Annotated in this window: 11 protein-coding genes; 5 read left to right on the top strand and 6 right to left on the bottom strand. The window is 73.7% G+C overall.

The features are described from left to right. Positions 1-13 precede the first annotated feature (13 nt). Together EWV39_RS03135 and EWV39_RS03130 are read left to right on the top strand one after the other, a co-directional pair. Positions 14-625 carry an MSMEG_4193 family putative phosphomutase gene (locus EWV39_RS03135; protein ID WP_129657349.1) on the top strand — a complete coding sequence of 204 codons (612 nt, stop codon included), beginning with the start codon at positions 14-16 and terminating at the stop codon, positions 623-625. After that, complete coding sequence (locus EWV39_RS03130) at positions 622-1,329, top strand: SCO1664 family protein (protein ID WP_129656813.1); 708 nt, start codon at positions 622-624, stop codon at positions 1,327-1,329. Before EWV39_RS03135 ends, EWV39_RS03130 begins: the two co-directional genes overlap by 4 nt. A gap of 20 nt (positions 1,330-1,349) precedes the next feature. On the opposite strand, the gene EWV39_RS03125 is transcribed toward EWV39_RS03130, so the two are convergent. Next, entirely contained in the window at positions 1,350-3,191 is a 1,842-nt protein-coding gene (locus EWV39_RS03125) for an ABC-F family ATP-binding cassette domain-containing protein (RefSeq protein WP_129656812.1), read from the bottom strand. Between the two features lie 250 nt (positions 3,192-3,441). Between EWV39_RS03125 and EWV39_RS03120 the strand changes: the two genes are divergently transcribed. Together EWV39_RS03120 and EWV39_RS03115 are read left to right on the top strand one after the other, a co-directional pair. Next, positions 3,442-4,650 (top strand): agmatine deiminase family protein, encoded by a 1,209-nt coding sequence (locus EWV39_RS03120; RefSeq protein ID WP_238147983.1) that lies wholly within the window; start codon positions 3,442-3,444, stop codon positions 4,648-4,650. 1 nt (position 4,651) lies between these two features. Continuing rightward, on the top strand, positions 4,652-6,370 hold the full coding sequence (locus tag EWV39_RS03115; RefSeq protein WP_129656811.1) for an amidase: 1,719 nt from the start codon (positions 4,652-4,654) through the stop codon (positions 6,368-6,370). Between the two features lie 25 nt (positions 6,371-6,395). Here EWV39_RS03115 and EWV39_RS03110 read toward each other — a convergent pair whose 3' ends face one another. The 5 genes from EWV39_RS03110 to pta all read right to left on the bottom strand — a co-directional run bounded on the left by EWV39_RS03110 (position 6,396) and on the right by pta (position 13,222). Beyond that, a complete protein-coding gene (locus tag EWV39_RS03110) occupies positions 6,396-6,908 on the bottom strand; it encodes an FBP domain-containing protein (RefSeq protein WP_129656810.1) in 513 nt (170 codons plus the stop codon). Positions 6,909-7,332: 424 nt separating this feature from the next. Further along, the gene (locus EWV39_RS03105) at positions 7,333-7,983 is read right to left on the bottom strand and encodes a TetR/AcrR family transcriptional regulator (RefSeq protein ID WP_129656809.1); all 651 of its coding nucleotides are present in this window, start codon (positions 7,981-7,983) and stop codon (positions 7,333-7,335) included. Between the two features lie 100 nt (positions 7,984-8,083). Continuing rightward, positions 8,084-9,700, bottom strand: coding sequence for a M48 family metallopeptidase (locus EWV39_RS03100; RefSeq protein WP_238147982.1), 1,617 nt, complete (start codon positions 9,698-9,700; stop codon positions 8,084-8,086). Positions 9,701-9,899: 199 nt separating this feature from the next. Continuing rightward, positions 9,900-11,069 carry an acetate/propionate family kinase gene (locus tag EWV39_RS03095; protein ID WP_129656808.1) on the bottom strand — a complete coding sequence of 390 codons (1,170 nt, stop codon included), beginning with the start codon at positions 11,067-11,069 and terminating at the stop codon, positions 9,900-9,902. A gap of 44 nt (positions 11,070-11,113) precedes the next feature. Then, positions 11,114-13,222 (bottom strand): phosphate acetyltransferase, encoded by a 2,109-nt coding sequence (gene pta, locus EWV39_RS03090; protein ID WP_129656807.1) that lies wholly within the window; start codon positions 13,220-13,222, stop codon positions 11,114-11,116. Between the two features lie 129 nt (positions 13,223-13,351). On the opposite strand from pta, the gene EWV39_RS03085 reads away from it, so the two are divergent. Next, on the top strand, positions 13,352-13,660 hold the full coding sequence (locus EWV39_RS03085) for a thiamine-binding protein (protein WP_129656806.1): 309 nt from the start codon (positions 13,352-13,354) through the stop codon (positions 13,658-13,660).

The following is a 13,660-nucleotide window of genomic DNA, read 5'->3' as shown; positions in this document are numbered from 1 at the left end:
GCGCCCCACCATCATGATGCTCGTCCGCCACGGGCAGACCCCCACCACCGGCAGGGTGCTGCCCGGCCGCGCGCCGGGGCTGCACCTGTCCGAGCGGGGGCGGGAGCAGGCCGAGGCGGTGGCCGAGCGCCTGGCCGGCGTCCCCGTCAGCGCGATCTACACCTCCCCGCTGGAGCGCACCCGAGAGACGGCCGCGCCCGCCGAGCGCGCCGCGGGCCTGACCGCGCGGACGGAGGAGGGCCTGACCGAGTGCGACTTCGGCGACTGGACCGGCCGGGAACTGGCCGGGCTGGCGAAGCTACCGGAGTGGGGCACGGTGCAGCGCGCGCCCTCGTCCTTCCGGTTCCCGCACGGGGAGAGCTTCTCCCACATGCAGGCGCGGGCGGTCGACGCCGTGGACCGGCTGCGCGAGGCCCACCCCGGCGGCGTCGTGCTGTGCTTCTCCCACGCCGACCCGCTCAAGGCCGTGCTGGCCCACGCGCTCGGCACGCACCTGGACCTGTTCCAACGGATCGTGGTGGACCCGTGCTCGGTCTCGGTGATCGTCCACCGGCCGGGTCAGGCGCCCTCGGTGGCCCGGGTCAACTCCACGGACGGGCCGCTGGCGCCCCTGGTCCCCTCGTGACCGGGGCCGAGGAGGAGGCCCTGCTGGCCGGTGGGGAGATCGAGCTGGTGGGGCTGATCGAGTCGAGCAGCAACTCCGCGATGCTGATCCGGGTGGACGACGGCGCGCGCCGGGCCCTGGCGGTCTACAAGCCGGGGGAGGGCGAGCGGCCGCTGCGCGACTTCCCGCCCGGGATCTACCGCCGGGAGCGGGCCGCCTACGTGCTCTCCGAGGCGCTGGGCTGGGAGCTGGTGCCCGTCACGGTGCTGCGCGAGGACGGACCCTTCGGCCCGGGTTCCGTCCAGCGGTTCGTCCCGCACGACCCCCGCCAGCACTACTTCACCCTCCACGACTCCCACCCGGAGACCCACCCGGACCTGCTGAGGATGGCGGTGTTCGACGTCGTCGCCAACAACACCGACCGCAAGGGCGGGCACGTGCTGCGCGGCGAGGACGGCCACGTCTGGGGGATCGACCAGGGGCTGTGCTTCTCCGCGCTGTTCAAGCTGCGCACCGTGATCTGGGAATTCGCGGGGCGGCCCGTGCCGGGGCCGCTGCTGGAGGACCTGGCCTCCCTGGCGGACGAGCTGCCCGGCGAGCTGACGGAGCTGCTGCTGCCGGTGGAGCAGCTGGCCCTGCAGCGGCGGGTCGAGGACCTGCTGGAGCACCCGGCGCTCCCCTTCGACGAGACGGGCGGGTACCGGGTGCCCTGGCCGCCGCTGTAAGGCGACGGCGCCGCGGGCGCTCATGCCCCGGCGTCGGCCTCCGCCCCGGCCTCCTCGCGCCCCGCCTCCCGGATGCGGTCCAGGTCCACGGTGCGGTCGACGCCGATCCGCTCCAGGAAGTCCTCGTCGTGGCTGACCACCAGCAGCGCGCCCCGGTAGCCGTCCAGCGCGCCCACCAGCCAGTCCACGGTGGGGATGTCCAGGTTGTTGGTCGGCTCGTCCAGGATCAGCAGCTGCGGGGCCGGGGCACCGAGCAGGATCCTGGCCAGCGCGACCCGGAACCGCTCGCCGCCGGAGAGCGACTCGACGGCGCCGAAGACCTTCTCCCGGCGGAAGAGCAGCCGGGCGAGCCGGTCCCGTAGCTGCTGCTCCGAGGCCACGGGATTGGCCTCGGCCACCGCCTGGATCACCGTGCGGCCGGCGGGCAGCTCGATCCGCTGGGGGAGGTATCCGAGCCGCTCGATCCGGGAGCCGACCCGGTACGTCGGGCCGGGCAGCTCGGGCAGCGGGCTCCCCCGGTCGGGGTCGGCCTGCGCCCCCTCCTCGCCGGCGGCCACGATGCGCCGGAGCAGCGTCGTCTTGCCCGAGCCGTTGGACCCGGCCAGCCGCACGTGCTCGGGGCCCGTGACGATCAGGTGCTCGAGGTCCGTCCCGAGGGGAGCGGGGCCGCCCTCAGGGCGGGCGCCCGCATCCGGTTGGGCGTTCTCGTCCGGCCGGGCGTCCGCGTCGGACCCCTTCGCCTCGTCGGCGGAAGCCGCATCGGCTCCCGGCGCCGGGGAAAGATGTAATTCCACGATCCTGGTCCGGGCGCCGACGGCGGTCTCGGGCAGCTCCAGGTGGACCTCGTCCGTCTCCCGCAGTCCCGCCTCGGCGGCGGTGAGCGCCTCCTCCGCGGCGCGCTCGCGCCCGGCCATCAGGGCCCGGGCGCGGGCCGAGCTGCGCTCCGCGCTGTTCTTGTCGTTGCCCATCGCCATGCCGGGCTTGCGCTTGGTCTGCTCGAACTTCCTGCCGCGCCGCTCGTCGCGGCTCTGCTTGACCTGCTGGGCCATGCGGTCCCGCTTCTCACGCTCGGCGGTGGCGGAGGCGTCGCGCACGCGGCGGCGGGCGGTCTGCTGCTCGGCCTCGATCGCGGCCTCCCAGTCCGAGTAGCCGCCCTCGAAGCGGCGCAGCGTCGAGGCCTCCTCGCGCGGCCCGGCGGGTGCGAGCTCGCTGATCGAGTCGCAGGTCTCCAGCAGCCCGCGGTCGTGGCTGATCGCCAGGATCGGGATCCGGCCGCGCATCTCCTCCAGGAGGCCGCCCAGCCGCTCGCGGGCCGCGGCGTCGAGGTTGTTAGTCGGCTCGTCGAGGATGAGGGCATCGGGCCGGGTCAGGCGCAGCCCGGCCAGGGCGACGCGGACCGCCTGCCCGCCGGAGAGGGTCCCGACGCCGCGGCCCAGCGACTCCCCGGGCTCGCCGAGGACTCCCAGCCCCTCGCGCTGCAGCACGGCGGCCGCCCGCTCGGCGATGTCCCAGTCCTCCCCGATCGCGTCGAAGAGCGCCGGATCGATCTCCCCGGCGGTCACGGCGTCGATCGCGGAGAGGACCGGGGCGAGGCCCATGAGCTCGCCGACCGTCGCGGCGGTCCGCAGGCCGAGGTCCTGCCGCAGGATGCGGGTGCGCTCGGGAGCGACGAGGGATCCCGAGGTGGGGGAGAGCTCGCCGAGCAGCAGCCGGGCGAGCGTGGTCTTGCCCGAGCCGTTGGCGCCGATGACGCCGTGCAGGCCGGGGCCGTAGACGGCGTCGACCCCGTCCAGGCAGGGGGTGCCGTCCGGCCAGGTGAGGGCCAGGGAGTAGAAGGAGATGGTGTTCGTGGACGCAGGCATGCGGATGCCCCTCTCAGCTCGATGGGATGCTGAGCGGCACCGGCCTGATGCGGCGGGTGGGTGCGGATGCTCAGCGGGTCAGCGCAGAGGGGCACTCTTCACGGGATCGCCTTTGTGAGGGGACACGAACGTCGGAGACTCTAGCACGACGCCGGGGCGGAGGGAAGGGACTTCGGCGTCGGCCCCTTGACATCGGGGCTCCCGTCGTCCCTAATGAATACTGTTCATTTAGGTGAGGAAGGACACGTCCATGACCGAGTCAGCGCTTCCCGAGGCCCCCGCGGGGCAGCGGACCACGATGCCCCCGGAGTGGGCTCCCCACGAGCGTACGTGGATGGCCTTCCCCACCGCCAACGAGACCTTCGGGCCCGAGGGCTCGGACGGGCTCGCCGCGGCCCGCGCCGCGTGGTCCCGCGTGGCCGGCGCGATCGCCCGCCACGAGCCGGTCCGGATGCTCGTCTCCCCGGGCGACGAGGCGGCGGCCCGCGAGGCGCTCGCCGGCCACGACGTCGAGCTGCTCCCGGTCCCCCTCGACGACGCCTGGGCCCGGGACAGCGGCCTGACCTTCGTCCACGACGCCGAGGGCGGCGTCGCGGGCGTGGACTGGATCTTCAACGGGTGGGGCGCCCAGGACTGGGCCGCCTGGGAGAGCGACCAGCACGTCGGCGCGGCCATGGCCGAGGCCGCGGGGGTGCCGCGCCTGGCGAGCGAGCTCGTCAACGAGGGCGGCGGCTTCCACGTCGACGGCGCCGGCACCGTGCTGCTCACCCGCACGGTGCAGCTGGACGACGGCCGCAATCCCTCGCTCGACGCCGAGGACGTCGAGCGGGAGGTCCACGCCCGCCTCGGCACCCGCCACGCGATCTGGCTCCCGCGCGGCCTCGCCCGGGACTACGGCGAGTTCGGCACGCGCGGGCACGTGGACATCGTCGCGGCCCCCACCGAGTCCGGCGCGATCCTGCTGCACCGCCAGGACGACCCGGCGCACCCCGACTACTCCGTGACCCGCGAGCTCAGGGCCTTCCTCGAGGGCCAGCACGACGCCGAGGGCCGGCCGCTGCGGATCGTGGACGTCCCCGCACCGGAGACCATCGTCGAGGACGGCGAGTACGTCGACTGGTCCTACATCAACCACTACGTGGCCAACGGCGTCGTCGTGCTGTGCGGCTTCGGCGGCGAGCGGGACGAGCAGGCCGCGCGGATCCTGGGCGAGGCGTACCCGGGGCGGGAGGTCGAGGTGGTCGACGCCCGGGACATCTTCCGGTTCGGCGGCGGCATCCACTGCATCACGCAGCAGCAGCCGCTGCCGCGGACGGCGGGCACCGGGGCCGGGGCGGCCGGGACCGCGGCCGCCGGGTCCGAGTCCATCGGGGGCGCTGGCTCCGCCGAGAGCGGTTCCGCGGACGCCGCCGCCGCGGCCGCCGCCGGCACCTCCGCCTCCGCCGAGGGGAGGGCCTGAGATGGCGTACGACGTCGTCGAGGCGAGCATCCCGCAGCTGCGCGCGGCCCTGGAGGAGGGCCGGACCACGAGCGAGGAGCTGGTGGAGGCCTACCTCGCGCGCATCGAGGCCTACGACTCCTCGGGCATCCGCCTCAACGCCCTGGTGGTGATGAACCCCGAGGCGCTCGAGGAGGCCCGGGAGTCCGACCGGCGCCGGGCCCGGGGCGAGGCCCGCGGCCCGCTGGAGGGCATCCCCTACACGGCCAAGGACAGCTTCCAGGCGCGCGGGCTCACGGTCGCGGCCGGCTCGCCCGCCTTCGCGGAGCTCGTCGCGCAGTGGGACTCCTTCGCCGTCGAGCGGCTGCGCGGGGCCGGGGCGGTGCTGCTCGGCCTGACCAACATGCCGCCGATGGCCAACGGCGGGATGCAGCGCGGGGTCTACGGCCGGGCTGAGAGCCCGTACAACGCCGACTACCTCACCTCGGCCTTCGCCTCCGGGTCCTCCAACGGCTCGGGGACCGCGACAGCGGCGAGCTTCGCCGCCTTCGGCCTCGGCGAGGAGACGTGGTCCTCGGGCCGCGCGCCGGCGTCGAACAACGGGCTGTGCGCCTACACGCCCTCGCGCGGGGTCATCTCGATCCGCGGCAACTGGCCGCTGGTGCCCACCATGGACGTCGTCGTGCCCCACACCCGGACCATGGGCGACCTGCTGGAGCTGCTCGAGGTCCTGGTGGCCGACGATGCCCGGTCCCGCGGCGACTTCTGGCGCGCCCAGCCGTGGGTCGGGATCCCGCGGGCCTCCGAGGTCCGCCCGGCCTCCTACCGCGAGCTCGCCGCGCCGGACGCCGCCGCGGCCCGGAGCGCGCTCGACGGCGTGCGGATCGGCGCGCCGCGGATGTTCCTGGGCACCGACGAGGCCGCCGGCACCGCCGAGCGCCCCGGCATCGGCGGGCCCACCGGCCGGCGGATCGAGCCCCGGCCCAGCCTGCTGGACCTGTGGCGCGCGGGTGCGGCGGACCTGGAGGAGGCGGGCGCGGAGGTCCGCGAGACCGACCTGCCGGTGGTCTCCCGGTACGAGGGCGACCGCCCCGGCGCGCCGACGATCGCGACCCGCGGCTTCGTCACCCCCGAGTACCTGCACACGGAGATCATGGACCTCTCCGCGTGGTCCTGGGACGACTTCCTGCGCGCCAACGGCGACCCGGCGCTGAGCCGGCTGGCCGAGGTCGACGGCGCCCGCATCTTCCCGCACGAGGAGGGCACCCTGCCCGACCGCTACGAGGGCTTCGACGACGACATCGCCGAGTACCCCGAGCTGATGCGCCGGAAGGGCTACGCGGAGCTGACCGAGATCCCCGGCCTGGAGGAGGGCCTGCGCGGACTCGAGCGGACCCGCCGCGTGGACTTCGAGGAGTGGCTGGACGAGCAGGGGCTGGACGTCATCGCCTTCCCCGCCGTGGCCGACGTCGGCCCCGCCGACGCGGACGTGAACCCCGCTTCCGCGGACCTGACCTGGCGCAACGGCGTGTGGGTGGCCAACGGCAACCTCGTGTGGCGCCACCTGGGCATCCCGACCGTCACCGTGCCCCTGGGGGTCATGGAGGACATCGGCATGCCGGTGGGCATCACCTTCGCGGGCCGGGCGTACGACGACGCGCGCCTGTTGCGCCTCGCCGCGGCCTTCGAGGCCACCGGCGAGCGCCGGATCGCCCCGCCCCGCACGCCGCGGCTGGGCTAGCGGCAACGGCGCCCGGGGTCCGTGCTCAGCGCGGCCGGGCGCCGCTGCCGCTCTCGATCCTCTCGACCAGCGAGCGCACGTTGTCCAGCGTCCGCTCGGCCCGCTGCTCGACGCTGAGCGTCTCCTCCATCTGCCGGACCCCATCCGGCCGCTTCTTCCCCAGCGTGTAGTCGCTGCAGCGCAGGTCGGAGCAGATGTAGGTGGCCATGGAGTTGTAGCGGTCCTTCGCCGACTTCGAGCGCTGGATGGAGACCAGCGAGACGCCGCTGCCGGGGTGCAGCGTCATGCACAGCTGGCACATCTGCGCGGAGCCGCGGCCCTTGGGCGGGTTCTTCTGCAGGGCCAGCCCGCGCAGGCCCGCCTCGGTCTCGACGACGAGGTACCCGCTCTGCGGCGACTTCGGGTCGACCCAGCCGAGGAAGATCAGGGACTCCCAGTCGGCGTCGAGCAGGGTGCGGGGGATGGCGATCCTCTGGGCGGCGCCCTTGGAGCAGTTGACGAAGCTCTTGCGGATCTCGGATTCGGTGTGCGTGTTCACGATGTCTCCTCGCGGGGATGAGACGTCTGCGCGGAGCGGGGCACAGGAGCGCCGAGGGCTTCGGCATGACCCCTCGCCGATGGGGGAAGGACAGCCGGTGCGTGCTCGTGGAGACGTCGGGGGAATAGGGGTGCTTCGAGCGCGGGTCCGCGGGACTCATGCCGCGGAGAGGGGCCGGGAGGCCGGTCTCGGGGCGCGCTCGACGGCGCGGCCGGCGCCGGATGTCGGTGCCCGGCCGCTCGGAGCAGCTCTATTCAGTGCCGGCGTTGAACAAGCCGACGACCTCCTGACGCCCGTGGGCGGTCGATCGCGAGAAGATACGCGAGACAATATACACCCGGAGGGCGGCGGGCCTCCAGGAGCCCGGCGCGGGACCGAGCCGATCCCGCCTCGTGCCGGTCCCGCACCGTGCCGGACGTCCGCCTCAGCCGAACCGCCGGCGCAGCCCGTCGACGAGGGCGTCCAGGGCCAGCTCGAAGGCCCGGTCCGCGGCGGCCCGCGAGCCCGCCGGCCGCTGGGCCGCCGCGCGGGCGAAGACCGGTGCGATGTCGGCCCGGCCGCCGGGGTCGAAGATGTTCTGCGGCGCCGAGGCGTCGTAGGCGGCGCCGAAGACCAGCGCCTCGATGCCGACGATCACGTCCACGGCCTGGTCGCCGGGGATGCCGGCGTCGTCCAGGGCCCGGGCGACGCGCTCGTACATCTGCAGCGTGCGGGGCGAGTCGGCGACCGGGAGCACGGCCATGACCGGGATGAGCGCCGTGTGCCGGATGAAGCAGAGGCGATAGGAGACGGCCCAGTCCCGCAGCGCCTCGTGCCACGGCTTGGCCCCGAAGCTCGAGCAGTCGATCTCGCCGTTCAGGCTGTCCTGGATCATGACCAGCAGGTCCCGCTTGGAGGAGACGTGGTTGTACAGGGCCGACGTCGAGACCCCCAGCTCCCGGGCCAGGCTCGCCATCGTCAGGTGGCGGTAGTCCCTGGCCCTGACGATCTTGATCGCCGCGCGGGTGATCCGCTCGCGCGAGAGCACCGGCGCGGTCGGGCGGCCGCGCCGGCGGGAGGTGGTCTGGGGGCTCATGGGGTTCTTTCGTCAGGACGGGGACCGGCGGCCGGCCGGCGGGCTGCCCGCCCGTCGGCCGCACCGTTCCAGTCTACGGTCCGGCGCCTCTCCGGCCGGCTCATGCCTCCGGCGGATCCCAGGGGCGCCGCGGCCTCGGCTCCCCGGGGGATCCGGCATCGGGGGCCTGGCCGTTCGGGTCCCGTTCCGCCGGGGCGTCCGCCGGGGTGCCCTCACCCGTTGGGCCGTCGCCCGTCGGACCGGACGGCGTGAAGCCGTACGGCGCCGGGCCGTCCGATGACGGATCGTCCGGTGACGGACCGGTCGTTGCGGGGCCAGCCGGGGCGGGTCCTGCGGGGGCGGGCCCGTCCGGCGTCGGGCGCGGGCCGTCCTCGGGCGGGCCGCCCCGGCCCGGGCCGCCGGGGCCGTCCGGGAAGCGCCGGCCGGGTCCGGCCCAGCGGGTGTCCAGCAGGTCCGGGATGCGCCGGTCGCGCTGCTCGGCGGGCGCCTTGGCGTCGGTGACGTTGATGCCCCAGTGGCGATTGCCCGAGTGCTCCGGGTAGGAGGAGATGAAGCGCTCGCCCTGCTGGGGGTCGGCCCACAACTCGGCGGCCTCCGCGGCGGGGACCATCGACAGCGGCGTCGCGGGCGGGTTGAAGCGCGGGCGCCAGATCAGGCGCCCGGCGGCGGTGCGGTCCCGCAGCGCGTGCGCCCGCCAGGTCAGCGAGGGATGGGTGCCGCCGAGGTTGGCCATCCAGACGAAGGGCCCGCGCTCGTACACGGCGCGGTCGGCGAACTCGTCGAAGTTGACCTCGGAGTTGAGGTACTTGCCGGCCGCGAGGACCCGGATGCTGCCGCGGGCGCCGCGGGGCCAGAAGCGGAAGCCGAAGTTGTCCGCCGTGTACTCCTGCGCGCGGGAGAGCACCGAGTAGAACAGCGGGATCTGGGAGAAGAAGGAGAGCCCCAGGAGCCGGAAGTAGGAGACGTGCCCGGCCGCGATGTGCCCGACCTCGTGGCCGATGATGAAGCGCAGCGCATCCGGGTCGCGGGCCTCGCCTCCGATCTCGAAGAGGTCCGAGTAGACCGCCACGAAGCGCCGGTGCCCGTGGCCGGAGGCGAAGGCGTTGATCAGTCCGTTGCCGAGCACCACGTAGGCGTCCGGCACGCGGCGCAGGCCGGCCGCCGTCGCCGCCTCCACGAGCATCTGGTACGCCTCGGGGAACTGGGTCGGGGAGATGCGGACCCCCGCCAGGCGCAGCCGGGCGTACATCATGCCGCGGGCGAAGAAGATGACGAGCGGGAGCAGGAAGACGACGGCCAGGATCTGCTCGATGGTGCTGGAGGTCAGTCGCTCGGCCTGCTCCTGCAGGTACGGGTCGGCGCTGTCCCGCAGAGTGTCCGCCAGGATCACCTGGAAGAACAGGATCCACAGCGAGTAGGTGTAGCCGGCCAGCGTCACGCAGAATCCCACCACCAGCCACGGGATCTCGCCGGGGTGCCGCAGCGCCTTGCGCAGCGACTCCGCCAGCAGCGACTGGGTGGAGAACAGGGCGGGGGCGGGGAAGGGGCTGCGCGGCCGCTGCCGCGAATCCTCCGGCACCCAGCCGCTGCGCAGGTCGTCCGGCAGGGGGTCCCTGGGCAGGGTCGACTCGGCCGGTGAGGTCCCCGGCGCGCCGTAGCGGTGGGAGTCGCGCTCGAAGCTGGATTCAGGACCCTGCCCCGGAGGGTGGTTCGTCATGGGGCTCCTTCGGCTGGTTCCGACACGTAGACACCACGTTAGACCCGCGGGCCGCCGGGCCGCCGCTCGCCCCGCCGCGTCGCGTCATCCGCTCCGCGACCGTCCCCCATCCATCCGGTCGCACGACGTCGTCGCCGCCCCGGGCGCTGCCGAGGCCCGCCCGGAGCGGCCTCGGCAGCGCCCCTGCGGGACGCCCTGCTCAGCCCCGGTCTTCGAGCACCCCCACGGAGGCCTCGGCGATCGCGCGCTCCTCGTCGGTGGGGACCACGAGCACCGTGATCGCCGAGTCCGGCCCGGAGATCTCCCGGACCTCGTCCGAGCGGACCTCGTTGGCCTCCTCGTCCAGGGTCACGCCGAGGGCGCCCAGGCCCTCGAGGACCATGCGGCGGAAGGGGGCGGAGTTCTCGCCGATGCCGGCGGTGAAGATCAGGGTCTCCGCGCCGCCGACCACCACGTGGTACCCGCCGATGTACTTGGTCAGCCGGTAGGCGGCCATCCGCAGGGCGAGCAGGGCCTTCTCGTCGCCGTTCTCGGCCAGATCGACGAGCTCGCGCATGTCGTTGGTCCCGCCGATCGCCAGCAGGCCGGACTCGTTGTTGAGCACGCGGTCCATCCGCTCGGCGTCGTACCCGTCGGGGCCGTCCATCAGGGCGGTGAGCACGGAGGGGTCGACGTCGCCCGAGCGGGTCCCCATGACCAGCCCGGCCAGCGGCGTGTACCCCATCGAGGTGTCCACCGAGGCGCCGCCCTTGATCGCGGTGACCGAGGCGCCGTTGCCGAGGTGGGCGACGATGCCGTCGAAGTCCTCCCGCGGCACCCCGAGGTGCTCGGCCGCCCTGCCCGTGACGTAGTCGTGGCTCGTGCCGTGGAAGCCGTAGCGGCGGATGCCGTGCAGTCGGTAGAGCTCGTCCGGGATGGCGTAGCGCCAGGCGTGCTCGGGGAGGGTCCGGTGGAAGGCGGTGTCGAAGACCGCGACCTGCGGCATGTGCGGCCACTTCTTCTGGATCGCGCGGATGCCCAGCGCCGCGGCCGGGTTGTGCAGCGGGGCCAGGGGCGCCAGGCGCTCGATCGCGCGGACGATCTCGTTGTCGATCAGGACCGGCTCGGAGAAGCGCTCGCCGCCGTGGACCACGCGGTGCCCGACGACGTCGATCTCCCGTCCATCCAGCTCGCCGTCCAGCCGCCCGGCGAGCAGGTCCAGGGCCTCGGAGTGGTCCGCGACGGCGCCCTCCTGCCCGATGCTCTCGATCAGCCCCTTGGTGAGGATCTCCTCCCCCGCCCCGGCGTCCCGGGAGTCGGCGCCGGAGGGCACCTGGCGGACCTGGTACTTGATCGAGGAGGAGCCGGAGTTGATGACGAGGACGAGCATGCCGGGCCTTTCGGGAGGTGTGGCGGGGGGAGCGGAGCGGGTGGTCAGATCGACTGGGCCTGGATCGCGGTGATCGCGACCGTGTTGACGATGTCGTCCACCGTGCAGCCCCGGGAGAGGTCGTTGACCGGCTTGCGCAGCCCCTGCAGCACCGGGCCCACCGCCACGGCGCCGGAGGACTGCTGCACGGCCTTGTAGGTGTTGTTGCCGGTGTTCAGGTCGGGGAAGACGAACACGGTCGCCCGCCCGGCGACCTGCGACTCCGGCAGCTTGGAGGCCGCGATGGAGGTGTTGGTCGCGGCGTCGTACTGGATGGGCCCCTCGACCTCGAAGGAGGGGTCCGACTCGCGCACCAGCCGGGTGGCCTCGCGGACCTTGTCCACGTCGGCGCCGGCCCCGGAGCCGCCGGTCGAGTAGGAGAGCATCGCCACCCGGGGCTCGACGCCGAACTCCCGCGCGGTCTGCGCGCTGGCCCGGGCGATGTCCGCGAGCTGCTCGGCGTCGGGGTTGGGGTTGACCGCGCAGTCGCCGTAGACCAGAGCCCGGTCCTCCAGCAGCATGAAGAACACCGAGGAGACGATCTTGACGTCCTCTTTGGTCTTCACGAACTCCAGGGCCGGGCGGATGGTGTTGGCGGTGGTATGCGCCGCGCCCGAGACCATGCCGTCGACGTCGCCGCGCTGGACCATCATGGTCCCGAAATATGCTCCCTCGAGCATGCGCTCCCGCGCGTCCTCGAGGCTCACGCCCTTGTGGGAGCGCAGGCGCGCGTACTCCTCGGCGTAGGACTCCCGCAGCGGGGACTGCGCGGGGTCGATCAGCCGGACGCTGCCGTGGACGGGGGCGTCCTCGCCGGGGGAGAAGCTCAGGTCGATGCCCTCGGCCTGGGCGAGCTCGCGCACCGCCGCCTCGCGGCCCAGCAGGGTGACCTCGCAGAAGTCGCGGCGCTGGATGATCTCCGCGGCGCGCAGGACCCGGACGTCCTCGCCCTCGGGCAGGACGATCCCGCGGCGGTCCGAGCGCGCCTTCTCGATCAGCTGGTGCAGGAAGCGCAGCGGGGTCATGGTCGCGGGGCGGGGCAGCTCGAGGCGGCCGAGCAGCTCCTTGTCGTCCACGCGGCGGGACCACTGGCCCAGCGCCGCGGCGATCTTGCGCGGGGCCCCGGCGCGCAGCCGGCCGTGCACCGCCCCGACCGCCTGGGCCGCCGAGTAGGTGTCCACGGGGGAGCGCAGCACCGGGAAGGGCGCGGCGCCGACCAGGTCGCGGGTGGTCTGGTTGGTGTCCAGGTCTCCGGAGAGCAGGAGGCCGGAGGGGACGGGGAAGCTCGGCGAGAGCGCGGAGGCCAGGGTGGCCATGACGACGTCGGAGCGGTCCGCGGGGGTGATGACGAAGTCGCCGTCGGCCATCTGCTCCAGGAAGTTGCCCACGGTCATCGCCGCGACCTTGACCGCCTGGATGTCGCGGTCCAGGGACATCGGGAAGTCGCTGTCCAGCTCCAGCTCGTGGACGACGTCGTCCACCGTCGGATGGGAGATCGCGGTGTCCTCGGGGATCACGTAGACCTGGCCGCCGCGGCGGCCCACCGGGATGCGGCCGGCGACGTCGTCGGCGATCGCGGGGTCCACCCGGTTCACGACGATCCCGAGCAGGTCCGACTTGGCGGCGTGCAGCTCCGCGCGGGTGACCTCCACGGAGGACACGATGTCCTCGGGTGCCTCGGCCCCGGCGCCGTTGATCACGGCCAGCACCGAGCAGCCCATGTTGTTGGCCAGGCGGGCGTTGAGGTCGAACTCGGCGCTCGCGGCGTTGGGGCCCAGCATGTCGGCGCCGTCGACGATGATGACGTCGAACTGCTGGCTCATCTCGGAGTAGACGGCCAGAGCGGTGCTGACCAGCTCGTCCTGCTCGCCCGCGGCCAGCAGCTCCCGGCACCGACTCATCGAGACCCCTCCGCGGGCGGCGGCCTCGTCCAGTCCGAAGACCTCGCGCATGAGCCGGATGCCCGGGTCGTCCTCCGCGGCGTCGGTCAGGTGCACCGGGCGGAAGTACCCGACCTGGTCGGCGCGGCGGATCAGGGAGTCCGCGAGACCCAGGCAGACCAGGGCCTTGCCGGCCCGGGGAGTGAGCGCTTCGAGAAAGATGCCGGTGGTCATGCGGGCCGTCCTCGCGATCGGGATCGTGGTGTCAGCGGGGTTCCGGTCCCAAGTCTAGGCGGGCGGCGGGGTCCACGGGCTGAGAGATGCCTCTCGCCCCCGCCCGCGGATCGTGGATAGGCTGGGGGCATGTTGTTCGCATTCTCCGTCGCGCCCTCCGGGGGCGAGAACGCCGACGCCTCGGTCCACGAGGCGGTCGCCGCCGCCGTCCGGATCGTCCGCGAATCCGGCCTGCCCCACCGCACCGACTCCATGTTCACCACGCTCGAGGGCGAGTGGGACGAGTGCATGGACGTCATCAAACGCGCCACCGAGGCCGTGGGCGAGTACGGCACCCGCGTCTCCCTGGTCCTCAAGGCCGACATCCGCCCTGGCTACACCGGGGAGATGACCGGCAAGATCGAGCGGCTCGAGGAGGCGCTGGGCTCGGAGGGCTGA

The sequence above is a fragment of the Rothia halotolerans genome (genome assembly GCF_004136635.1).
Classification (GTDB): Bacteria; Actinomycetota; Actinomycetes; order Actinomycetales; family Micrococcaceae; genus Rothia; species Rothia halotolerans.
The sequence above is the reverse complement of the archived record's forward strand: the minus strand, read 5'-3'. Positions and strand labels throughout refer to the sequence as shown.

Bases quoted from the DNA above. Each gene is read 5' to 3' on its own strand.
- EWV39_RS03085 (WP_129656806.1), top strand. From the start codon at position 13,352: ATGTTGTTCGCATTCTCCGTCGCGCCCTCCGGGGGCGAGAACGCCGAC.
- EWV39_RS03105 (WP_129656809.1), bottom strand. From the start codon at position 7,983: ATGAGCCCCCAGACCACCTCCCGCCGGCGCGGCCGCCCGACCGCGCCG.
- EWV39_RS03100 (WP_238147982.1), bottom strand. From the start codon at position 9,700: ATGACGAACCACCCTCCGGGGCAGGGTCCTGAATCCAGCTTCGAGCGC.
- EWV39_RS03135 (WP_129657349.1), top strand. From the start codon at position 14: ATGATGCTCGTCCGCCACGGGCAGACCCCCACCACCGGCAGGGTGCTG.
- EWV39_RS03095 (WP_129656808.1), bottom strand. From the start codon at position 11,069: ATGCTCGTCCTCGTCATCAACTCCGGCTCCTCCTCGATCAAGTACCAG.
- pta (WP_129656807.1), bottom strand. From the start codon at position 13,222: ATGACCACCGGCATCTTTCTCGAAGCGCTCACTCCCCGGGCCGGCAAG.
- EWV39_RS03120 (WP_238147983.1), top strand. From the start codon at position 3,442: ATGACCGAGTCAGCGCTTCCCGAGGCCCCCGCGGGGCAGCGGACCACG.
- EWV39_RS03125 (WP_129656812.1), bottom strand. From the start codon at position 3,191: ATGCCTGCGTCCACGAACACCATCTCCTTCTACTCCCTGGCCCTCACC.
- EWV39_RS03115 (WP_129656811.1), top strand. From the start codon at position 4,652: ATGGCGTACGACGTCGTCGAGGCGAGCATCCCGCAGCTGCGCGCGGCC.